Raw genomic sequence first — 23513 nt, forward strand, 5'->3', positions numbered from 1 at the left:
TTTCCATAATTGTTGTATGGTTAATTTCTACCGCTTTATCAATACCTTGCATCAAATTACCCAACTGAAAACACCACGCGAACATTTTAAAAAATAAGCACAAAAAACCATCACAAAGTACCCGTATAACAACAGAGATTCATATCAAAAGCGGGGTCAGGTCTTGAAATTTGCATGCCTCTAGATTTTGTACCTAAATAAGTTGTTTTTAGAAAAGATCGCTAAAAGTATTCTGATTAAGTGATAGTTCACTCCATTTTTACGCTAGTTTTGACTGACTCAAATTAAGTGCAAATTTCAAGACCTGACCCCGCAAGTGGGGTGTGGTAATATCGCTCTCAATTTATTGTTTCTATTAGGTCATCTATGTCATTTTCCAAGCTTGGTTTGAGTACTCCTATTCTCGATGCGATTAAAAAGGTGGGTTACGATAAACCTACTGATATCCAACAAAAAGCAATTCCGATTGTGTTGGAAGGTCGAAACCTTATTGCGGCGGCTCAAACGGGTACGGGTAAAACAGCCAGTTTTGTATTGCCTATTTTGGAGATGCTGAGTAAAGGTGAAACGCAACGTAAAAAACGCATTCGTGCGCTTATTGTGGTGCCAACGCGTGAGCTTGCTATTCAAGTTGATGAAAAAATAAAAGAGTACGCTGGCGAAACTAAGCTTACTTCGATGGCGATGTACGGTGGGGTGGATTACCAGCCGCAGAAGCAAGGATTAGTTGATGGTGTGGATGTATTGGTTTCCACTCCGGGGCGTTTGATTGATCTTTATGGTCAAAAAGCGGTGTACTTTGAAGAAGTTGAAGTGCTGGTACTTGATGAAGCCGATCGCATGTTGGATATGGGCTTTATCGAAGATATCAACAAGATAATCGCTCGTTTACCGCAAGATATTCAAAACTTGCTCTTTTCTGCGACATTGTCGAACCCTGTTCGCGACTTAGCCAAAAGCGCAATTGATGGCGCGGTCGAAATTTCTATCGGTAAACACAGTGCCTCTAAATCTAATATTGAGCAGTGGTTAGTTACGGTCGACAAAGACAAAAAATCATCGTTATTGGCGCACATGATTAACGAATATCAGTGGGAACAAGCGCTAATCTTTATCGAAACCAAACACGGCGCGGCAAAACTGGCGGCGCAGTTGGAAAAACGTGGTATTCATGCCGAAGCATTCCACAGCGGACGCAGCCAGCATATTCGTGCAAAGCTGTTAGAAGATTTTAAAGCAGGCAACATTCAATACATGATTGCTACAGGTGTGGGTGCGCGTGGTATCGATATTCACGATCTGCCAAGAGTGATCAACTACGATTTGCCATACCCTGCCGATGAGTATGTACACCGCATTGGTCGTACTGGCCGTGCTGATAAAAATGGTGAAGCGATCTCGTTTGTCTCAAAAGACAACTTTAAGAATCTATGTATGATTGAAAGCCGTCTTGGACATTTAATCGAAAGACGTGAAATTGAAGGGTTTGCGCCGCGTAAAGAAGTGCCAATATCCATTCTTAACTATGTGCCAAAACATAAGCGTGAGCCAAAGGATTAATACCAATCGTACTAAATAACTGGTCATTCTAGCTTGTTAAAATACTCGATAACGGCGTTAGAATTTTTGATTGTAGAATAACTACTTATCGAAAAATTCTGCCTTGTTCTCGAGCATTTTTCCTGCGCTAGTTCTGATCACTTACTTAGTGTGATTGGTATAATAACAATCCTTGGGGAAGAACCGTTTATGATTTCACTTAGTTAAACGATAAATCAGAACACTAAAAAAGCTCTATAAGGGGAACCCTATAGAGCTTTTTATTATCTTATTGCTATAAAACGTCAATGATGCAGGCAAGCGCTGCCCGCACGCGTTTTATATTAAGCAGCTACTTGCTTAGCAGGTGCTTCAGCAGCAACAGTTGCTGAAAGAGTAGGGCGACCTACTGGCAAGATAACACGGCCGTATTCAGCGTTTAGCAGTTGAGCCATTGCAAAGTAGATTGCAGATGCGCCACAGAAGATGCCTTCAATACCCGCGATAAAGCCAAGCGTGTGGTTGCCTGTCATTTCGTGTGCTGCAAGTAGGAAGAATAGGATCGTTAGAGAGCCAAAGATAACTTGCTTAGCAACAGGGTAACGTAGTGAACCAATGAACATGAAGCCAGTAAATACGCCCCAAAGAATTAGGTACCAAGCCATGAAACCTGCAGGGCTTGCCGCTTGACCCATACCCGGCATGACAACAAGGCCTACCAGAGTCAGCCAGAAAAGACCGTAAGAAGTGAATGCAGTTGTTCCAAAAGTATCGCCACGTTTAAAGCACATAATGCCAACAATTACTTGGCCTAAGCCACCATAGAAGATACCCATCGCTAGGATCATTGAATCCATAGGAAAGAAACCTGCATTGTGGATATTAAGCAAGACGGTGGTCATCCCGAAGCCCATGAGTCCAAGTGGAGCAGGATTGGCCAATTTGTTTGACATATGATTACCTTATTCAAAATAGTGCGTAAAAATTAGCCGTGAATTTTAAAGTGTTGAATCCAATTAGCAAACACTGTATATGAAAACTTAGATTGCATGAGTGGGTGGATAAGGTGGGCATATAAGATGGGTGATAAGTAAACAAAAAGGGAATCCGCCAAAACGAATTCCCTCTAAGATTATTCTATGTCGTTAAAGACTAGTTATCGCGTGGAGTTGATTTCTCATAAAGCACGAAACCAATACAAGCAATGACACATGACAACAAGAACGACGTTGCATGACTAGGAATAAATCCGTACAACGCATAACCTGTACCACAAATAGCAAGCAGTACAAATAAAGGCAGTGCTGGAACACGAACAAGTCGCTGTGCTTTTGGTTGGGTGAAACGCAGTCTCCAAACACCAATAAATAGCAATGCGTAGATGATCCATACGATGGCGATTGGTAAGTCACCATACAAGTCAAAAATGTCTTTATTGACACCAGTGCCAACAAATACAAACCCAACCGTCATATATACCGCAAGTAACACCAGCATGGTTACACCAGAGCGTACCGGCAGGTTAGTTTTTGGTGATACAGAAAGCAGAGCTTGAGAGCCTTTGAAGTTACGACGCATAGCCAAAGAATATGGCATACGCATACCCAGAAGCATTAAGCCGTTAAAGCCACCTAACGCAGAAATTACAATAAATAGCGATAGGGTTCGACCTAGGCTTTCACCAAACAGCAGGTTAGCCACTTGCGACACGCCCATATCACCATTTGCATAAGAAGGGCCTTGACCAACAGAAAGCAGACCTAAAGTAAAGGTAACGTATACAATACCGATAATCGCCAAACCACCTACCATAGCCAGCGGTAAGTTGCGTTGTGGGTTTTTGATTTCGTGAGCGATAGTCGTAACGTATATCCAACCATCTAAAGCAAACAGTACAGGAATCAAAGCAGCAGCAATTGCGGCAGCAAAGCCCACTTCAGTAACAGAAGCAACCGCGTCAGCAGAAGCGGTAACAGCGTCACCTTGATAAAATAGACCGAAAATAGCAATCGACAGTAGCGGAATCAATTTGATGATGGTCGAAATACGTTGTAGCAAGCCACCTAGCGATTCAGCTAAAAGGTTCGCACCCGCAAAAACGACAAAATAAAGTGCTGCTAGACCGGCTAACAGTGGTGTAGTCGGTTCAACTTGCAAGAATGCACAAGTAAAGATAGTTGAGTAGTAAAGAATAACTGACAGAATCAGTGGGATATAAAGTACAGTTTGCACCCATCCAACGAAAAAGCCGAAGCGTTCGCCCCATGCCGTTTCACTAAATGACATCAATCCACCGGTTTTAGAACCCATAGACGCGATTTCGGAGATGACAACTGCCGCTATTGTGGTCAGTAATGCCGCCAAAATCCAAGCGATAACAGCGTAAGTACCATTGCCACCTGTCGCACTTAAAACAGGGCCTGTTTTAAAGAAGATGCCAATACCTACTACTATACCGACAACCAGTGACACTGCTGTGCCTAAACCGTATTTAGGCTGTAACTTTTCGTGCACTTTAAATTACCTCTATCAATACCTAGCAAAATACTCGAACGCATTTCGGACGAGAATATAATTAAAATTGTTATAAGGCGTGCAGTCTAAATTATTTAAATAAAAATGCGTACCACAATACCTTCGGCGTTAGCATATAGAAGCTAAGGTATCTCTTTATTGGTTTAAATCTTAGATTGCATTTATGGTGCGTGCGAGTAAGTTGGCAAAAAACTAGCGAATAAAGGATTGGGCTTGTTGAATTTGGCGGATAACCTTGGCTCTGTCTACGCCTAAGTGATTGGAATCTAAAATCATCGTCCAATGAGCAATGGCTTGTGAATAGCGAGCGCTAAGGAAGTGATCAGATGCAATAAGCTGTAACGCGGTTTCGTTAAAAGGTTCCATTTCTAAGGTCATGTCGAGCAGACGCTGTACATTTGGGGTGATGGTTTGCGAGTGCTGATAGTAAAGTGCGCTAGCAAGGGCTGCAAATTGACTGGCATAAGGCGTTGTAGACAGTCTGATGGCATAGTCAAAACAGGTGCTAGCGGAATCAAATTCATATTGCGCCATATACATCTGTCCAAGCTCAAACCACGCCTGTTGATCATTCGGCGATGAAGTGAGTTGCTGTTGTTTCTCTGCTAATAATTCCTCAAGAGTCGGCATTTGTTTGGCGACTGGCACGCTTGGCGCAGGATCGTTCATCAATGCCCACACAGCGAAAGTACAAGCAAACAACAAAACACTGCTCATAACAGACAGCTTCAAATTGGCTTGCTGAGGGCGCGCGGTGCGCAATACAGTATAAAGGATAGCGATGGTGAGCAATGCCAAACCGATAAACGCCAGATATGTGATTAGCATTGGATCCCTCCTATTAATAGCGATGTCTGAACTCTTAATTTCAGGGCATCAAATGACGGTGCTAGGTATGAAAAGGCTCCGAGGAGTCGGAGCCTAGTCTATCAATACAACAACTTAGTAAGTTGCTTCGCGTTTTTTCGCTTCTTCGTCCCATTGTGGCACAAGCGTTTTTAAGAAATGCTCTTTTTCCGCTTTCATTCCTTCCATATCCATACCAAGTACCGCTTGCGCTTTTTCTTTGGTAGAAATGTCTGGAATTTGAATTGGGTCAGTAATGCCTTTCTTCGCTAGTAAACGAATCACTTTAGTTCGAGCATCAGCCGCTTTATCCACCGCAGTACCAAGCACTTCTAGCGCCACTTCAGGAGCATGCATATGAACGCCGTGTGATGCGATAGCGTAATCCCAACGCCATTGAGCATGACGAATATCCATTAAGATAGGCTTCATCTCTTCTTCAGTTGCGCCTGCATCCCATGCCGCTTTCGCTTCAAAGTGCGCCGCTACAATTTGTTTCTCAGCGGTTAGCTTCATGCTTAATACTTGAGCTTTGCGAGTAGACACAATGTTTTGTAGCTGATCTTTGCTCTGGGTATGACAGTTTGCACACGTATCTTCAAAGCGATCAAATGGGTTACCAATCTTATGGTCGGTATACACAGTGCCGTCTTCGTTTTCTACTTTAGGCATATGACAGTCAACACACACGACATTGTTTTTACCGTGAATACCGTCTCGCCACGTTTCATAACCTGGATGCTGTGCTTTCAGCATTGGCGCTTTAGAGACGCCGTGCGTCCAGTCAGCAAAATCGATAGCGTCGAAATACACTTCCATCTCACCCACGGTGGTGCCCATATCCCATGGGAACTTAACTGCATTGTTGGCGTTTTTATCAAAGTAGTATTCAACGTGACATTGCGCGCACACACCGGCTTGCTGATCTAAGCGTGATTGCTCTTCAAAAGGTTTGCCGATGGCTTTAAACGCACGTTCTGTATAAGGACGCGTTAAGGCCAGTTCAGGCTCACCATTTTTGAACTTATCACTTTTGGTATTGTGACAGTCAGAACAGCCAATAGGGTTAACCACTTCTGCGCCTAAACGAGCCCATTTGCCGGCAAAATAACCGTCTTCACCTTCTTCATCAATTAAACGCGCTACGTCAGGGCTTTTACAGCTCCAACATGCCATCGGCATAGGGCCAGACTCTCCGTCCGTTGGGCCGCCAGTACGCAAGGTTTCTCTGAGATCTTCCACCGCATAAAAGTGACCACGCGCTTTATTGTAATCTTTAGCAAAGCCATAGCCTGCCCACAAGATCACCATGTTTGGGTCTCCTGCTAGAGCATCGTCAATTTCTTCACTTTCACTGGTGGCTTTCCAGCTTTGATATTGATCAGGATGAGCCTGTTCAAATGCCGCATTACGCGGATCAAAGCGCTGCTCTTGTTCTGTTGACGCGTAAGCATTGAGGGTGATTAACCCCAACAAAGCTATGGGCGCTAACACACCGAGTTTCCATTTTTTGTTCGCCATATTGTCTCCAAACTTTCATTTTATGAATTGCGTTGTGGGGCAGGTTCCTAAAAAGAATTGGAGGTGGTGACCTTATTAAAAAATATGCATTAATTCGGCCAACAGTCGCAGTATAAATGAAAAGATTGATTTCATATTAGCCAAGCATAACTAAGTTGATCCTAATCAAAAATGGCTATAGATCGCACTCACACTTATATAATATTCTGAATTCATGCTTCTAGATGAGATTAATTGCTATTTGTAAATTAATGAATTATCTGGGTTTTCTCACAAATATATAAAAAACAATAAATAAGGGGTGGGTCACTAATATGAACAATTGGACTAGGGAAGGGTGCGATTGAAGGCTATTATTAAATAAAGCGTTGTGGCTTATCCTAAATAAGAATTGATTGCACTTAGCCTGAAATGAATTGGGCTGAGAGTTGTTAATTGATGGTCGAATTATATTTATAAGAAAAATATTTCGATTTAAGGAAAGGATACAATGGGCAATATTAAATTGACCATAGCCACTATGCTTAAAGCTCTAATCGCATTGTGCCTATTTGGTTATTCTATTAATGCTTTGGCCAATGATGGTGTCCAGAACCATTCAGCGACATCCGAACGCTTTAAAGTAGAGTTCACTCGCGACAAAGACTACAAATGTACTCAATGTCACAAGGATTCTAAACACACTTTAGCTGAATCTCATGGGCAAAACGTTATTGATAAAGTCGGTAAAGAAGTAAATTGTACCGATTGTCATAGCAACATAGGACCGGATCACAGAGACGGTGCCTCTACCGTCGTCAGATATTCTGATGCACAGTCTCGCGCTGGGACAGATAAGCATCAGCTACCACCAGAACTGATTCTAGAAGCTAACGCAGCTTGTACTGATTGTCATACGCCAGAACGTTTGCGTAAAGCCGACTGGACGCACGACGTACACGCTAAGAATCTCACCTGTTCAAACTGCCACACGGTTCATGGAACCGATGCCAAGGTGCTGTCACATGACCACAAGGCAATCGTTGGTATGTGTGTGGACTGTCATTCAGACTTCAACCACAAAGCCAAAGAGTAGGAGATGATATGAGTTGTTCTAGAAGAAACTTCATAACCGGCGCTGGTGTCGTCATCTTTACTACTGGCGTAGCGGGTACCGCGGCATTATCAAGCCGTCGTTCATTTGCCAGCGGTGAAGAAGAAGCGGCCATTAAGTACGGCATGCTGCACGATGAAAATGCCTGTATCGGTTGCACCGCTTGTAGTGACGCCTGCCGAGAAGTGAATAAAGTACCAGAAGGTGTCAGTCGCTTAGATATCCATCGTTCTGAACCGATGGGTGAATTTCCTGATGTCGAGTATCGCTTTACCCGAAACTCCTGTCAGCATTGTGAAAACGCCCCTTGCGTGTATGTGTGTCCTACGGGCGCGGCTTATAAAGACTCTAAAACCGGCATTGTGGATGTACACAAAGATAAATGCGTAGGCTGCGGCTATTGTTTAGCTGCATGTCCTTATCAAGTGCGTTTCTTCCATCCGGAAAACAAAGCGGCCGACAAATGTAATTTTTGTCGAGACACTAATCTTGCGCAAGGCAAACAACCGGCTTGTGTTGAAAGCTGTCCAACCAGCGCCCTTGTTTTTGGTGATTTAAATGATGCAAACAGCACGATTTCTCAGGCGATAAAAAGCAAGCCTATATATCGTGACAAAGTAACGTTGGGCACAAAACCTCAGCTTTACAAAGTGCCGTTTGATAAGGGGGAGGTGTAACATGAGTAGTGCATTTCATTTCGACTCTTTAGTGTGGGATTGGATCATTGCGATCTATCTCTTTTTAGCGGGTATGTCGGCGGGCGCTGTCATCGTCGGATTATATTTAAAACGTAAAGTGATAGAAGGCGATGCGGCGCAAAATGGCATCATCAAAGCGATCGCTTGGATTGCGCCGATTGGCATTATCCTTGGACTATTGATACTGATATTCCACCTAACCAAGCCGTTAGATTTTTGGAAAATCATGATTTACTACAACCCAACGTCAGTCATGTCGATGGGCGTGTTGTTATTCCAAGTGTATATGGCGGTAGTGTTTGTTTGGATTGGCATTATTTTCAGAAGCCAAATCATGAACTTCTTAGGTGGACGCTTTCAGTTTATTGATGGCGTTTTACTCAAGTGTAAGCGCTTTGAAAATGGCTTAGAGCTGTTATTAGGCTTTTTGGCGATTGCCTTAGCCGCTTATACCGGGTTCTTATTATCGGCGCTTAAAACCTATCCGATGCTAAATAACCCTGTATTGCCGATTTTGTTCTTGTTCTCTAGTTTGTCCTCTGGTGTTGCGGCCTGTCTTTTATTTGGCATCTTGCTGTTTAAAGAAAGTGTCTACAGCCCAAGTGTGGCTTGGATTCACAGCTTTGAGCGACCTGTAGTGTTGTTTGAATTATTTGTTCTGGTGACCTTTTTTACTGGGCTTATTTTTGCAGGTGGACAACATGAGGCGGCCGCATGGAACGCCATTGGTGGCGGCTTTTGGTCGAACTGGTTCTGGTTTGGGGTTGTGGGCATAGGAATGCTCTTACCGCTGGCAATGAACTACTTTAGTTCGGCAACGACCAAGCATAATCGTGGCTTCATTTTAGTGGTGACAACCCTGAGTTTGATCGGTGTCTTAATGCTGAGAACATTTGTGCTGTACGCAGGGCAAATGACGGTAATATAAACCGATACCATCAATGCCCAAGCAATACCCAATATCGGCTAATAACTGATAGGTATAAATTGAATTTTTTCAATGGCTTGGGCCTATTTCTATGAGTGAGACCATGCTAGCAAACCTTGGCTTATTTTGTTTGATCCTGACTGCCATAGTCAGTAGCGCAGGTGTTGGTGTGGGCCTCTATACTGTTGCGCAGTGGCGAGTCTTTCAAACCGATAAAACGGGTCAAGCGAATTACTTGTCAGGCAACTCTTCACCACAGCATCGCTTAATGTGGGCTCCTTCTTTAGTGCGCTCGTTTGCCTTGATTTCCTTTTTGGCATCGACCATTTCTATCTCTTTGCTTGCTTACGCCTTTGCCAGTGATGATTTTTCACTGAGCTATGTCTCCAACAATTCAAACAGTGCTTTAGCTTTGCCATTTAAAATTGCCGCCACTTGGGGCGGGCATCAAGGCTCAATGTTATTTTGGATACTGGTGTTAGCAGGGTGGGCGGTATTGGTCTCTAGGCGACACACTAAAGAGAGCGATTATCATGCCAGCTGGCTGATGCTATTGCTGGTGGCCATATTTAGTTGGTTTACTTTAATTGCTTCCAACCCTTTTGTTTTAAATGAGGTTTTGCCACTGCAAGGGCGAGATCTTAATCCCATGTTGCAAGACATCGGGCTGATTATTCATCCGCCACTGCTGTACATTGGCTATGTCGGATTTGCTTCGGTATTAGCGCTTACCTGCGGCTATTTATTGGCACTAGATAACCTAGGCGATGTGTTTGAAAGGCTGACACGACATGCGTTATTAGCATGGATCTTTTTAAGTGCCGGGATCTTAGTCGGTGCGGCGTGGGCGTATTATGAGCTCGGTTGGGGCGGATGGTGGTTTTGGGATCCAGTCGAAAACGCTTCATTGTTGCCGTGGTTAACCGCGACCGCATTACTGCACTCGGTGATGGTAAGTCGCAAGCAAGGTCAGTTAAAAGTGTTTACCTTTGTATTGGCTATTGTCACTTTCTGTTTGAGTATTTTAGGCACCTTTATTGTACGCTCAGGGGTGCTAACCTCAGTGCATGCTTTTGCAGTTGACCCAAGTAAAGGTCTGGCGCTATTGGCTATTTTAAGTCTGGTATTTATCAGTGCTTATGGCTTGCTGGTGGCACGAGTACATTACGTAAAATCCAATGCCATCACGCGTTTTGCCAGTAAAAACTTTTTGATATTAGTGTCGATTAATCTATTGGTGTTAGCCACAGCAATTGTGCTACTAGGCACTTTTTATCCCATGCTTTATCAGTTGTTTGGCTTAGGTAACATCTCAGTCGGCGCGCCTTATTTCAATCTACTGTTTGGTCCATTAACCATACTGGCGCTGATAGTAATGGGCTTTAGCCCGCTAGTTAAATGGCAAGCACAATCGGGTGCATTCCCCGTTAAGTTTATGTTGGGCTCGCTCATCCTTTGCGGCGTATTAAGCGTGCTCTTTTTGCAGATGTATATCCATAGAAACAGCCATGTCTCTGCCTCTTGGTCTGCTTGGGCTTTATTAACCACATGGGTGGCAATGTGGATGAGCTTTACCCATATTGCGCGTTGTTTTCGCGTAAGAAAACAGGTGTATAAATACAAAGTGTACCTGGTGTCTATGGCGCATATTGGAGTCGCTATATTGGCATTTGGCGCTAGCATGAACAGCTTTTATTCTTATGAGCTCACCGCAAAACTGGGCCCAAACAGCCACGTTCAATTTGGTGACTATCAAATCCACTATCAAAACACCAAGCTGTATATCGCCAGCAACTATACCGCCGAGCAAGGTGTGGTTGAAATTACCGCTCCTAATGGTCAAACGCATATCGCATTGCCTGAAAAACGCTATTACTCAGTGCGAGTAATGAATATGACCGAGCCATCATTAACCCCATTTTTAGATGGCGACGTGTATCTTACTCTTGGCGAAAAACTCGATACTCAGCATTACGCCGTCAGAATGCAGTTTAAAGCCTTCATCCGCTGGATATTATTAGGCGCAGTATTGACCATTATCGCAGGAGTAGGGCTACTTGGACGAGGCGTATTAGTGAAGCAATGGTTCACTCAACCCAAAGTAGCCAAGGAGTATCAAGCATGAAATGGCGGTTAGGTTTTGGGATTTTGTTAATAACGGCCATGCTCAACGTCAGCATAGCATCGGGGTATCAATCCATTTCACATCCCGTCGATTTATTTGAGTTTGATTCTGTCGCTCAGCAAAAGCAGGCGATTCATCTAGCCAAAACACTGCGCTGCCCAATGTGCCAAAATCAAAATTTAATTGAGTCAAACTCAGTGGTCGCCAAAGACATTCGTTTACGAGTGTTTGAGTTGATTAAAGCCGGCAGCAGCGATGCCGAAGTCAAACAGTACATGGTGGCGCGATACGGAGAGCATGTTTTGTATCAACCCAGCATGAGCTTAAAAAACGCTTTGTTGTGGGGGATCCCGCTGCTACTTGCGGTCGGGATGTTTGGGTTTATGGTGAGGCATATTCAGCGTTTGGGTAAAGAGTAATGATAGGGTTATGTTTATGCTAAATATGTCTGAGAAAAGTGAGTTCAGCACGCTTTACGAGTCGCTCTTAATTGTAGTGGCATAGTGAATACAGTGGCAAGCTTACATGTTTTTTTGCGCTGTTGATGTTAGTAGGTGCTAACTGTCTTATTTCATTGTAAAGAGACAGCCCGTCAAAACCAAGGCGTAGTTGACATCTAGCTAAACGTTTACAATTTTCAATTTGTCTAGTTTTTTGTAAGCTTTCTAATAGAAACTTGACTAAAATCTAAGGAATTGGGTATTGCTCTAGCGTACTTTTGCGTGAATGCTAGACTGTGAACCATGGTGAATGTAGAATCACTAGCTCAGTTTTTGGAGATAATGAAGTAGTTATGCCACAGTGTAAACGTCAAACACATGATCGACAGTTGTTTAAAGATAGCAGCTTAGACCGTGCTATGGACGATAAACTATTCAACGACTCTTTTTTCAAAAGCATAATTTATACAAAAGAGTTTCAACGTTTGAAAAGTGTCTCCTTTTTAGGAGCTATCGATTATACGGACAGAAAAAACAAAAGCACTAGGTATATTCACTCTTTAGATGTGGCAAAACTAGCTCTTTATATTAGTGAAGTACGAAACTATTCAACGGAAGTAACTAATCACTTAGTAGCAGCAGCTCTTTTACATGATGTAGGGCATGCTCCGTTGTCTCATAGTATGGAACCCTCTTTTTTCGATGAGTTTGGTATTGATCACCATTGTGCAACAACACAAATCATATCAAAAGGTAAAGGGGCATCTTCGTTAACGGAAACTTTAAAAGCTAAAATAGATCTTAACCTCGTTATAGATTTAATTGAACAGCGGTCTAACGAAGAGTTTTCAGATATATTTAATTCTAAAATTAATGTTGATACAATCGACGGTATTCATAAAAGTTTATCATTCGTTAAAATACATGATTTTTATGATAAATATGACCTTGTAAATCACGTATTCTTAAGCAATACAGAGAACTCGATTGATTGCGTGAAGAAGATTGATAACTTTTGGAAAGCTAAAGACTTTGTGTACAAAAATGTAATATCCAGTGGTATTGGTGCTATAGCTGATCATGTTTCTAGAGAATACTTCAACGATAACTTAAAAAAAATTGATGAGAGCTATTTTTTCAAAACAGAATCTGCTTTTTTAATGGGATGCAAACCATTATTTAAAAATTTTACTAAGCACCTAAATAGTATCACGGATTTATCAGGAAGATCTGTATGTAATGCTCAAACTCTTACAGTTAAAGTTATAGAGCGTGAATACAAACCTAACACAAATGTTAATATTGATAATTTCTCAGATGTTGGTTCATTCATAGCGGAACGTTATGAAGTGAACAAAATTAAAAAAATAAAAAAAATCCCATACGCAACAACGATTAATTTCGAACAAATAGAGTTACTTGGTTAGATATGTCAAAAGAAATATTAGATAGAAAAACTTATTCAGAAAAAATTGTTAACTGTATTAAGGGAAAATTAGAAGGTATTGAATCTCTTAGTCAGAATAATGTCAGTGTGATTGTTACTGGTTCTTTTGGTAGAAACGAAGCTTCTGAAGAATCAGATATGGACTGGTTTATTATCTCTGAAGATAGTTTAGATTCAGCACTAGAGCAGAAGTTACAAAAAGACGTTACTCAAGTTGTAAACGAACACGTAACTAAAAATGTTGGTAATACTGGTACATTTGGTGGTGTAGTAACTAAAGCTGAGTTGCTAAGTAATTTTGGTGGTGACAAAGAAACTAACCAAGAATTTACAAGACGTATGCTCTACTTATTGGAAAGCAAACCATTGTATAATATATCCTTGTATACATCTCTTAAAGAGGAAATACTAAAGCTATACATAAAAGAAGGTGTACCAGATTCTAGCTTAAATAGATTTATGCTTAATGATGTAATTCGTTATTACCGTACTATTTGTACTGATTACGAATACAAAGTGCATGAAGGTATGAAAAGTTGGGGGGTTCGCAAGATAAAATTGAGATTTTCAAGAAAGCTTCTCTATTTTTCTGGCTTACTTACTGTAGCTTATACAAGTAATTTAACTCGTGATGAGAAAGTTTCTCAAACCCTCACTCTGCTAGAATATACACCGATTGATAGAATTAAAGAAATAGTTGGTCAGAATATCTCAGAAAAAATGGTGGCACATTATGCCAACTTCCTTACTGAAATATCGAAACCAGAGATAAGAAACGCGTTGGAAGACATTACCCGAGAAAATAAAGACGCATGCAGTGAGTATCGTAAACTTAAAAATCTTTCTCAACACTTTAACTGGGAAATGGAAAAATGCTTTCTTAACGAATTCCCTAGTAGTCACCCTATCCATGGCGCGATGCTATTTTGATAAGAAATATCTATATTCGACATGGTATCACCTTGTATAGTCAGCAAAACAAATTTGCCGGCAGGAGAGACATTCCGGTTGTTGAATTTGACATGCAAATGTTTAATGATTCTCTTAAACTTATTGAAAGTCATAAGCCTAACATATTGATTCATAGCCCTCTACTGAGGGCTAAACAGACTTCTCAGTTATATATTGAACGTTTTATATTTGATGAAGTTGTGAGTGAGCCATTATTACTAGAGAGAGATTTCGGAGTTTTCGAAGGACAGCTAAAAACTCCAGAAAATAGAAACGCAATGGAAGAACATCCTTCTGTAGAATGTGATATCACATTCATTGAAAGAGTTGTTTCCTTTTTGGATAAATATGGTGCATTAGATATTAACGTTTTAGTGGTAGGGCATTCAGCGTTTTTTAGGAAGCTTTCAGAGCTTACTAATACTGATAAACGTAAGTTGTCATGTTGCGAGTCAAGCTGCTTCGATTTTAAAAGAACTTAACAAAGTTCGAAAATAAGGCTCCTCTGGGAGCCTTTAACATTTAAAAAACGTTCACCAGTTTGTACATGGTGTTTAAGTCACGCTACTATTAACAAAAATACTCCATTGTATTTCACTAAATTTGCTCTAAACATGAGTTGTTATTGAAATTCAATACCTACTCCCGAATTCAACTCTGAAGTGCGACACTCTCTAAAATATCAAGCAACCTTTGCTAACTCTTTAAAAATCTGTAATTCGGATAATTTTCCAGAACAAACCAAACCCCAAACCAAAAACACAAAAAAGCTCAGCCCGACGGCTGAGCAAAGGCTCTCTTTAGAGGAAGAGATAAGAACTACTTTTTCATCTGATTAATTTGCTGTTGCATGCTGTCAATTTGGTCAAGTTTGGCTTTTACGCCGAGCGACGTTTGACTGATTGCGGCTGGGTTTAGCACTTGTCCTTGTTGACGAGGGTATTGATCTAGGGTGGCAAAGAATTTGCCTAGCTCGTCTTGTACAGGAACAAATAACCACATGTTATCCGCCATCCAACGTAGGTACATGCCTGATTCGTGTGGTGCTTTTTCAAATGGGTCTGCACGTAGGTGGATGATTTTCGGCCAGTTAGATTCAAAGCGCACTGCATCGGTGATGTTGCCTTCTAGGGTAGCGAAGTGCAGTTTCCAATCTTCCCAGCGAATGGCGTTTAGCTCGCCGTTGGCACTAAAGTACAAAAGTGAATCACGAGGGCCTTTTTCTTCTTTTCCTTCAAAGTAAGGCATGAAGTTGTGACCGTCGATGTGCACGCGCCATTCTTTGCCGTTCGCTGTGTAGCCTTTTGCTAGCTTCTCTTTTACATCTGGTACGCCTGCTGCTGCCATGATGGTGGGTAGCCAATCTTGGTGCGCCATCATATCGTTGTAGCGAGTACCGGCTTCAATCACGCCAGGCCAACGGACCAGTTGTGGTACGCGCATGCCGCCTTCCCAAGTAGTGCCTTTTTCACCGTGAAATGGCGTTGCGCCGCCGTCAGGCCAAGAAACGGTTTCTGCGCCGTTATCTGTTGAGTAGATGACGATGGTGTTGTCGGCTATTCCTAGTTCATCTAGCTTGTCGAGTAAGATGCCCACATGGTCGTCGTGCTCTAACATGCCATCGGCATAAATGCTGATGCCTGATTTACCTTGGTATTTCTCTTGTAGACGTGTCCATACGTGCATGCGAGTGGTGTTGTGCCAAATAAAGAATGGTTTATCGGCTTTTACTGCTTTTTCCATAAAGGCGAGGGAAGAATCTAAGAACTCTTCATCGGCGGTTTCCATGCGCTTACGCGTCATAGGGCCAGTATCTTCAATTCGACCGTCAGCGTAAGATTTAATTACGCCGCGAGGGCCGTAGTTTTTACGAAACTCAGGGTCTTTTGGATAGTAGTAAGTCTCTGGCTCTTCTTCGGCATTTAAGTGGTACAAGTTGCCAAAGAACTCATCAAAACCGTGTTTGGTTGGCAAGTGCTGATCTTGGTCGCCTAAGTGGTTTTTACCAAATTGTGCAGTCATATAGCCTTGATCTTTTAGTAGATCGGCAATGGTTGGAGCCCAATCAGGAATGCCGTGGGTTGAACCTGGCATGCCAATGGTAAGCAAACCGGTACGAAACGGTTCTTGACCGGTAATGAACGAAGCACGTCCAGCCGTACAAGATTGCTGACCATAGTGGTCGGTAAATAAGGCGCCTTCATTGGCAATACGGTCAATGTTTGGGGTTTTGTAGCCCATCATGCCTTGGTTGTAGGCACCTACGTTCCATATACCTATATCATCGCCAAAGATGGCAAGAATATTAGGTTTGTCGGCGGCTACAGCGGTTGCTGAAACGGCTAACATTCCTGCTGACATAGCCAGTTTACTGAATTGATTAGTCATTGAGACTCCATCGCTTTTTTCTAAGGAAAAGGAATTCAACGAATCAGTCCCATGAATTGCTAAGGGAAGTATTAAGGCGCTCTTTGTATTTTATTGCGTTAAATAACTTACAAGAGGGCGATAAACCCGATGCGTTGTGGGGGCATAGTAAATATTGGGCAAATGCTTTGTCGCTTTATAGACCTTATAACCTTTAGTTAATTTAATGCTAACTATCTGATTTGAAGGTTTTATTTGAATATTAAGATGAGTTTGATAAGTGAAAAATGTGAGATGGCGCATCGGTTATTACCGTTGGCTATTTAAAACGTTCGACTTCGAAATAAGCTATAACGACTTTCCTGTATAACCTTTTGTTATGGCGAAATTACATACAATGAATGGATTCAATGTATGAGGGTCGATTATGAATCAGTCACAACAGGCTATTGCCAATCTAATTTCGCGAGTAGAACAGTCTGTGGTTGGGCAGAGGCATGTGGTTGAGTCGTTGGTGCTGGGTTTATTAACCAACGGGCATGTCTTGTTAGAAGGCTTACCCGGCACTGCGAAAACGCGCTCAGTCAAAGCTTTGGTCGATGCGTTAAATACCTCGTTTGGCCGAATTCAATTTACCCCAGATCTTTTACCCTCAGATGTAACGGGCACAGAAGTGTATCAAGAGGTTGTTAATGACTCAGGCAATGCCAAGCCCCAGTTGCACTTTCAAGCAGGCCCAATTTTTAACAGCATTGTATTAGCCGATGAAATCAATCGCGCTCCGGCCAAGGTGCAAGCGGCATTGTTAGAAGCGATGGCGGAGGGAACAATTACTGTTGCTGATGAAACGCATCAATTACCTGAGTTATTTATGGTGCTGGCCACACAAAACCCGATTGAGCAAGAAGGGACATACCCATTGCCAGAAGCGCAAATGGACCGTTTTCTTTTAAAAGTGCGAGTGGATTACCCAGACGATGATGCCGAGCTAAATATCATGCGCCTTGTGCGTAGTGAAGAGACGCAAGATGATGAGGGTGACTCTTTACGCGCAGAGCCACTCCCGGCGATAGATCCTAAATGGGTGTTTAAGGCTCGCCAAGAAATCGCCAAGGTTGAAGTCTCAAGCATCGCAGAGCGCTATATTGTGGCGCTTATCATGGCAACTCGTCAGCCACAGCGATACCCAAACAGCCATTTACCGCGCTGGATCCAAGTAGGCGCAAGCCCAAGAGCTTCAATCGCCCTAGATAAATGCGCGAGAGCTTACGCATGGCTACAAGGGCGCAATTTTGTTGAGCCTGATGATATCCGTGCGGTGGCCCACAGCGTGTTAGGCCATAGATACACCCCAAGTTTTGATGCACTAGCAGAAGGAATTTGCGCCACTGAGATCATTGATGAGTTACTTGATCATGTCGTGATTGGCTAGCGAGAGGCTGCAAAAATGATTCAACTATCCCATGATGAACGAATTCATTGCCAATATCAGCGTCTAGTTCAGTTGCAAGGGCTGGTGGGCTCATTGTCGTTTTTACCAAAATTGACCGCAGGCACTTTGTTATCTGGGCGTCATCACTCTTTGTTTCGTGGGCGCGGGCTTAACTTTGAAGAGTTGCGTCATTATCAGCGTGGCGACGACATTCGTAACTTGGACTGGAAAGTGACCTTGCGCACTGGCAAGCCCCATGTGCGTTCTTATACCGAAGAAAAAGATCGCAATGTGATTATCTGTGTTGACCAACGCGCGAGTTTATTTTTCTCTTCTGTTGAGGTGATGAAATCGGTAGTGGCGGCGGAAATTGCGGCGTTGAGTGCATGGCGAGTGCTAAAAGATGGCGATAGAGTGGGCTTTGTCATCGCTACACCGAGCGGGCCGCAGTGGCACAAGCCTCAGCGCAGTCGTGCGCATCTTTTACATCGTTTAAAGTATCTGGCGGACGCCAATCAAGCGTTAAATGTACGTTGTCATGATGATGAAAACGCTTCATTTTCACATCTTATGACAGCCTTGCGTCGCAGTGTAACTAAAGGCTCAACGGTTATCATACTCAGTGACTGGCATGGCGTGAGCCAAATGGATATTGAAGCGCTCAAGCAGTTACAAATTCATAATGATGTGCTTACCGTGATGATTTCCGATGAGTTTGAGCAGAGCTTACCTGCTAGCACTTCACCGTGGGTATTGGGCGATGGTCAACATCAGCTCAATCTTGGCGGTGCCAATCAAATTCAAAAAGCCAGTCGTGGTCTAGCGCAGCATCAAACCATGAAAAAAAGCCAACTAGTGCGCTTAATGACGAACAAAGGTTTACCTCTAATTAGCTTGGGCACAAAAGGCGATCATCTTGCGCAATTTAAGCGGGAAATGGGGGCGGGACGATGAGCCTACACACTCCACCACAAAGTTATATGTTGCGTGACATCGTAGAAGTTGCGGTCGCGCCCTCAGTGAGTTGGGTTCCACAGACGATAGGCTGGAAGGTTTTAGCATTCGTGCTACTCGGCGCTTTTTGTGTATGGATGGTTAAGCAATTTAAAATTTGGCGCAGTAACCGTTACCGCCGAGAAGCGTTGAATACACTGAACCGCATTGCAAAAGCGTGTCACGGAAGTATTCACGATTCGGCGGCTTTTCGTCGTCAGGTCAGTTGCGATCTCTTTACGGTGATGAAAGCGGCGCTGTGCGTGGTAAATCCAAAGGGTGCTAGTTTATACGGCGCATCGTTTTTACAGGCGTTAGATGCACACCTGCCAGAAAATAGCCGTCAGTTTGAAGCTAAATGGTTGCACTGGATGCGCGGTTTGATGGACAGCCAATATGTGCTGAGTGAGATTGAATTACTGCTGTTGTTGGAAGATTGCCAAAGATGGGTCAGTGAACATCATGCTTTTCTTACAGAGAGTAACTGTGAGGCTAACAGCGAGGTACAAAATGTTTAGTTTTGATCTCGAACTGGCGCACCCACTTTGGCTGTTGGCATTGCCTACGCCTTTGTTTGTTTACTATTTTATTCCTGCCTATCGCACCAAACAATCAGCCATCAAAGTGCCGTTTTTTGGCTTGTTGCTAGAGGTGCTAGGTGAGAGCCCAACACAAGGTGCCAGTCAGTTGCGTCCATCACCTTGGCAACGCTGTATTTTAGTATTGTCTTGGTCACTTGTGGTTTTGGCTATGTCGAAACCGACCGTACTTGGCGCGCCACAAACAAAGCAGCAATTAGGGCGTGATGTGATGGTGGTAGTCGACTTATCTCAGTCAATGGAGGAGCGTGATTTTACCTCATTAGACGGCAAAAAAATATCAAGGCTAGAGGCGGTAAAAGAGGTATTACATAGCTTTGTGCAATCTCGACAAGGCGACCGCCTTGGCTTGATTTTGTTTGGTGATGCGGCATTTGTGCAAACCCCATTTACCGCCGACCAAAGTGTTTGGCTGGCATTACTCGAGCAAACTCAAGTAGGAATGGCAGGGGCAAGCACACATCTGGGAGACGCAATCGGCTTGGCAATAAAAGTGTTTGAACAAACGCCTGCGACACCTGCAACACCTGCAAAAGCGAATGAAGCGCGCGAGAAAGTCGCCATTGTATTGACCGATGGTAACGATACAGGAAGTTTTGTCGAACCCATTGATGCGGCAAAAGTGGCTAAAGCCAAACAGGTGAAAATTCATGTGATTGCCATTGGCGACCCAACAACGGTTGGCGAAAAAGCCCTTGATATGTCGACGATTGAGCGTATTGCTTTGGAGTCAGGAGGCGAGTCATTTCAAGCGTTAGATAGGCACTCTTTAACACTCGCTTCTGAAAAAATTGATGCATTAGAGCCAGAGCTTTACCAAAGCACTACTTATCGACCGAAAACTAGCTTACATGCGTACCCTATCATGCTGGTGGTTGCGCTTTATCTGTGCGCCTTTGCTGTTAGCTTGTGGCGTCGCACGCTGAATAAGAAGGAGCAAAAGTATGTTTGATTTTGCCCTTTTTGAGCGACTGTTTTGGCAACAAATACTGCCGCAGTTCCATTTTATAAGACCGTTATGGCTGTTTGCGTTGTTGCCATTGTGTGCAGTGATTTATTGGCGATGGAAATTAGACACCCAACGCCAAGGGCAAGCGGTTTTACCTAAGCACTTAATCCAAGCTTTATCTATTGGACAACAAGGGTGGCGAAAGCAATTACCTCTTAAATTTTTGTCTGTGGTGATGGGCTTGGCAATCGTGCTCTGCGCAGGCCCCACTTGGCAACGTGCACCATCACCATTTGGCGAAGACAAAGCCTCATTGCTTATTGCGTTAGACAATAGTGCTTCGATGAAAAATGAAGATTTAGTGCCAACACGCTTAACGCGAGCAAAGCAAAAAATTCATGACTTACTAGAGCTAAGAGATGGAGGACAAACAGGCTTAGTAGTGTTTGCGGGGACGTCACATTTGGCGATGCCGCTGACTAAAGACCGTCAGGTATTTGCGCCATTTTTGGCGGCCATTGATCCCGACATAATGCCTGTAAAAGGCAAAAGAGCCGATAGCATTATTGAGCAAATTGATAGTCAGCTATCGGAGAAAATGCCTGCTAGCGTGTTGTTAATCAGTGATGGTGTTACGCCAGATAGCTTAGTGCGTTTGGCGGAGTATTTTACGCAAAGCCCTCACCAATTATTGATTTTAGCGACAGGTAATCCAAAGCTAAAAAGTAACAACCCAATGGATCTTGGCTCGTTGCAACGCTTAGCTCGTCAAAGTGGCGCAAGTTTAGAAGTGGTCAGTATTGATAATACCGATGTGCTGGCGCTAGATAGAAAAATACAAAGGCACATGCAGCTTAATAATGAGTCGGCAATGCCGTGGCAAGATATGGGCTATTACTTATTGTTTCCTATCGCTTTGCTTTTATTACTGTGGTTTAGAAAAGGCTGGCTAGTGCAATGGGTTGTTATTGGCTGTGTGATAGCGCCTTGGTATTCAGCATCGGTTATCGCCGCACCGGTTTATTCTGTTAGCGCTCATCAAGCAGAGAGCAAAAGTGCTTTTGAAGAAGTGACTACGCTGGATAAAGTCTCTAGCGCATGGATAAACCTTTGGCTAACTGCAGATCAGCAAGGGCAGTGGCACTTTAGTCGACAACGCTATTTGCAAGCCGCCACTCATTTTCAAGATCCCATGCGCAAAGGCATTGCCTATTACTACGCCGCAGAATACTCGTTAGCTTATTCTGCGTTCTTAAATGCAGACTCTGTCAATGGCGCCTTTTACGCAGGCATTGCGCTCGCAAGGCAAAGGGAATATCTAAAAGCGCGTGACCTGTTTGCCTATTTATTAAGTGAGAAACACTGGCTGTTAACACCTGAATTGCGCTCGCAAATTGAGCACAACTTAATGGTGATGCAAGGCATAGTCGATGAAGTAAACCGTTTGAGTGCGAGTCAAGCAGGCACTACCGATGGGGCGGAGGATTCCATTGAGTTGGGAGACAATCCACAAACCGGTGACGGCGCAGAAGACACTGCGGTTGCGGAGATGATGCTAAAAGAGTCACTCAATGCCAACGAGATTTTAGGCAGTGAAGAGTTGGCCGACAAATGGCTGAGACGGGTAGAGTCCGATCCCAAGCTCTTTTTGCGCGCTAAGTTTCAAATACAGCGAAGCACACAGCAAGCACAGGAGCGAAATGATGCCCAATAAATGCTTAAATATCGTATTGCTGGTGTTGGTCTGTTTACTGGCGTTTAGCACTTATGCAGTAAGTGGCGATGCACAAAGTAATGAAGAAAATAGTGTGCTAAGCCTGCCCAATATTCAGCTAAAAAGTTGGCTACAAAATCAGAGCGACACAGCCAATGCGCTACATACGGAGCTTCAAGCACAGGTCAATCAGCCCATTACGCTGTTTGTCGAAGTATCAACGCCGCGATGGTTTACCGCAGGTACGCAAGTGAGCCTGCCGGAAATTGCCAATGTCATTGTGCGACAGCCCTCTCAACTTGCGGTAAATTACGCAGAAAAACGAGCGGGTAGTACTTGGTCAGTGCAGCTTTGGGAAATTCATTTATATCCGCAGCAAGAGGGGCATTTTGTTGTGCCGCCTTTACGTGTTCAAGCGCAAGTCTCGGTGCAGAGTAGGGGCAATGTTCAACGTGAAATGTACACTAAGCCACTTAAATTTAACGCGCAACTGCCAACGGGATTGTTAACGCAGAACTCAGCGTGGATCAACAGTCCGCAGGTTGAGGTTACGCAAAAGTGGCAACAATCAAGCGCAGAATTAAAAGCTGGTGATGCGATTACTCGCACAGTGACGGTCACCGCCGACAATACTCTGGCTATGCTATTGCCACCGATATTTAATCGTAAGCATGATTTAGCCAGCGATCATTACCAACTGTATTCACAGCCAATTAAGTTATTGGACGCGCAACATCGCCACCAATTTCAGGCGCAAAGAACGGAGCAACAAGTGTATGTATTGCAACATGGTGGAGAGGTGACGCTACCTGAGCATTCAATACTGTGGTGGAATTCTCGCACGCAACAATTGGAAAAGTTGCGGGTGGAAGCACGCACTTTTAAAGTTGCGCATACACTTACATCGTGGATGAACTACTATAAGAATAGCGTCGTTATTTTGTTGTTATTTTTGATTGGTTTTTCTATGTTAATCATAGCGATGCGACGATTTTATAAAACCAGACCATTGCCTCTGTTTTGGCAATTTTCACAAGTGTTGTATCGCGGTGACACAGGCGAAATTAGAGCGGTTTTGTATGCGCATTTAAGGTGCTGTTCCAGTGAGTTACAAATGAGCAAATTATCTAGCGCAAGCCAATGGCAGATAGTCGCCAACAAGATCCAATCTCAGCCGATTTCATTTGTTCAAGGCTGGCTAGTGTGGTGCAAAATAGCGTTAATGCGCAGACGCACAATAGGGCAAATGGGCATGCACAAAGCATTGCCAGAATTAGACAGCATCAATCGCCGTTATTAACTCCGGTTAATAACAACCTTGGCGGTTGGTATACAA

Annotated in this window: 20 protein-coding genes; 15 read left to right on the forward strand and 5 right to left on the reverse strand. The window is 43.4% G+C overall.

Annotated features, from left to right (window positions below):
- The first annotated feature begins 366 nt into the window (after positions 1-366).
- A complete protein-coding gene (locus OCU38_RS14745; protein ID WP_261824945.1) occupies positions 367-1560 on the forward strand; it encodes a DEAD/DEAH box helicase in 1194 nt (397 codons plus the stop codon).
- A gap of 323 nt (positions 1561-1883) precedes the next feature.
- On the opposite strand, the gene OCU38_RS14750 is transcribed toward OCU38_RS14745, so the two are convergent.
- The 4 genes from OCU38_RS14750 to nrfA form a co-directional block, all read right to left on the reverse strand.
- Positions 1884-2492, reverse strand: coding sequence for an acetate uptake transporter (locus tag OCU38_RS14750; protein ID WP_023403011.1), 609 nt, complete (start codon positions 2490-2492; stop codon positions 1884-1886).
- A gap of 199 nt (positions 2493-2691) precedes the next feature.
- Positions 2692-4053, reverse strand: a complete 1362-nt coding sequence (locus OCU38_RS14755; protein ID WP_261824946.1) for an APC family permease — start codon at positions 4051-4053, stop codon at positions 2692-2694.
- Positions 4054-4266: 213 nt separating this feature from the next.
- Positions 4267-4902, reverse strand: coding sequence for a TPR domain-containing protein (locus OCU38_RS14760; RefSeq protein ID WP_152820054.1), 636 nt, complete (start codon positions 4900-4902; stop codon positions 4267-4269).
- A 114-nt stretch (positions 4903-5016) separates the two neighbouring features.
- Positions 5017-6441: an ammonia-forming nitrite reductase cytochrome c552 subunit gene (gene nrfA / locus OCU38_RS14765; protein ID WP_152820053.1), complete on the reverse strand. Its 1425-nt coding sequence runs from the start codon at positions 6439-6441 to the stop codon at positions 5017-5019.
- Positions 6442-6931: 490 nt separating this feature from the next.
- Here nrfA and nrfB point away from each other — a divergent pair, with 490 nt between their 5' ends.
- From nrfB to OCU38_RS14805, 8 genes are all read left to right on the forward strand, one after another.
- A complete protein-coding gene (gene nrfB / locus OCU38_RS14770) occupies positions 6932-7516 on the forward strand; it encodes a cytochrome c nitrite reductase pentaheme subunit (protein ID WP_261824947.1) in 585 nt (194 codons plus the stop codon).
- Positions 7517-7524: 8 nt separating this feature from the next.
- Positions 7525-8211, forward strand: a complete 687-nt coding sequence (gene nrfC, locus OCU38_RS14775) for a cytochrome c nitrite reductase Fe-S protein (RefSeq protein WP_261824948.1) — start codon at positions 7525-7527, stop codon at positions 8209-8211.
- Position 8212: 1 nt separating this feature from the next.
- Entirely contained in the window at positions 8213-9160 is a 948-nt protein-coding gene (nrfD, locus tag OCU38_RS14780; protein WP_261824949.1) for a cytochrome c nitrite reductase subunit NrfD, read from the forward strand.
- Between the two features lie 91 nt (positions 9161-9251).
- Positions 9252-11285, forward strand: coding sequence for a heme lyase CcmF/NrfE family subunit (locus OCU38_RS14785; RefSeq protein WP_261824950.1), 2034 nt, complete (start codon positions 9252-9254; stop codon positions 11283-11285).
- Entirely contained in the window at positions 11282-11704 is a 423-nt protein-coding gene (locus tag OCU38_RS14790) for a cytochrome c-type biogenesis protein (RefSeq protein ID WP_390625270.1), read from the forward strand. The genes OCU38_RS14785 and OCU38_RS14790 overlap by 4 nt, the downstream gene beginning before the upstream one ends.
- A 374-nt stretch (positions 11705-12078) precedes the next feature.
- Positions 12079-13152 carry an HD domain-containing protein gene (locus OCU38_RS14795; protein ID WP_261824951.1) on the forward strand — a complete coding sequence of 358 codons (1074 nt, stop codon included), beginning with the start codon at positions 12079-12081 and terminating at the stop codon, positions 13150-13152.
- 2 nt (positions 13153-13154) lie between these two features.
- Complete coding sequence (locus tag OCU38_RS14800; RefSeq protein WP_261824952.1) at positions 13155-14102, forward strand: nucleotidyltransferase domain-containing protein; 948 nt, start codon at positions 13155-13157, stop codon at positions 14100-14102.
- A gap of 32 nt (positions 14103-14134) precedes the next feature.
- On the forward strand, positions 14135-14605 hold the full coding sequence (locus OCU38_RS14805) for a histidine phosphatase family protein (protein ID WP_261824953.1): 471 nt from the start codon (positions 14135-14137) through the stop codon (positions 14603-14605).
- A 337-nt stretch (positions 14606-14942) separates the two neighbouring features.
- Here the strand turns inward: OCU38_RS14805 and OCU38_RS14810 are convergent, their stop codons facing one another.
- Positions 14943-16511, reverse strand: coding sequence for an arylsulfatase (locus tag OCU38_RS14810; protein ID WP_152820047.1), 1569 nt, complete (start codon positions 16509-16511; stop codon positions 14943-14945).
- Positions 16512-16917: 406 nt separating this feature from the next.
- On the opposite strand from OCU38_RS14810, the gene OCU38_RS14815 reads away from it, so the two are divergent.
- From OCU38_RS14815 to OCU38_RS14840, 6 genes are read left to right on the forward strand one after another with little or no spacing between them, the layout of a single operon-like run.
- Positions 16918-17922 (forward strand): AAA family ATPase, encoded by a 1005-nt coding sequence (locus OCU38_RS14815; protein WP_261824291.1) that lies wholly within the window; start codon positions 16918-16920, stop codon positions 17920-17922.
- 15 nt (positions 17923-17937) lie between these two features.
- Complete coding sequence (locus OCU38_RS14820; protein ID WP_261824292.1) at positions 17938-18876, forward strand: DUF58 domain-containing protein; 939 nt, start codon at positions 17938-17940, stop codon at positions 18874-18876.
- The gene (locus tag OCU38_RS14825; RefSeq protein WP_261824293.1) at positions 18873-19433 is read left to right on the forward strand and encodes a DUF4381 domain-containing protein; all 561 of its coding nucleotides are present in this window, start codon (positions 18873-18875) and stop codon (positions 19431-19433) included. Before OCU38_RS14820 ends, OCU38_RS14825 begins: the two co-directional genes overlap by 4 nt.
- Positions 19426-20466 carry a vWA domain-containing protein gene (locus OCU38_RS14830; RefSeq protein ID WP_261824294.1) on the forward strand — a complete coding sequence of 347 codons (1041 nt, stop codon included), beginning with the start codon at positions 19426-19428 and terminating at the stop codon, positions 20464-20466. The genes OCU38_RS14825 and OCU38_RS14830 overlap by 8 nt, the downstream gene beginning before the upstream one ends.
- Positions 20459-22177, forward strand: coding sequence for a vWA domain-containing protein (locus tag OCU38_RS14835; RefSeq protein WP_261824295.1), 1719 nt, complete (start codon positions 20459-20461; stop codon positions 22175-22177). The genes OCU38_RS14830 and OCU38_RS14835 overlap by 8 nt, the downstream gene beginning before the upstream one ends.
- Positions 22164-23477 (forward strand): hypothetical protein, encoded by a 1314-nt coding sequence (locus tag OCU38_RS14840; protein ID WP_261824296.1) that lies wholly within the window; start codon positions 22164-22166, stop codon positions 23475-23477. Before OCU38_RS14835 ends, OCU38_RS14840 begins: the two co-directional genes overlap by 14 nt.
- Positions 23478-23513 lie beyond the last annotated feature (36 nt).

This window comes from Vibrio neonatus (assembly GCF_024346975.1).
GTDB classification, from domain to species: Bacteria; Pseudomonadota; Gammaproteobacteria; order Enterobacterales; family Vibrionaceae; genus Vibrio; species Vibrio neonatus.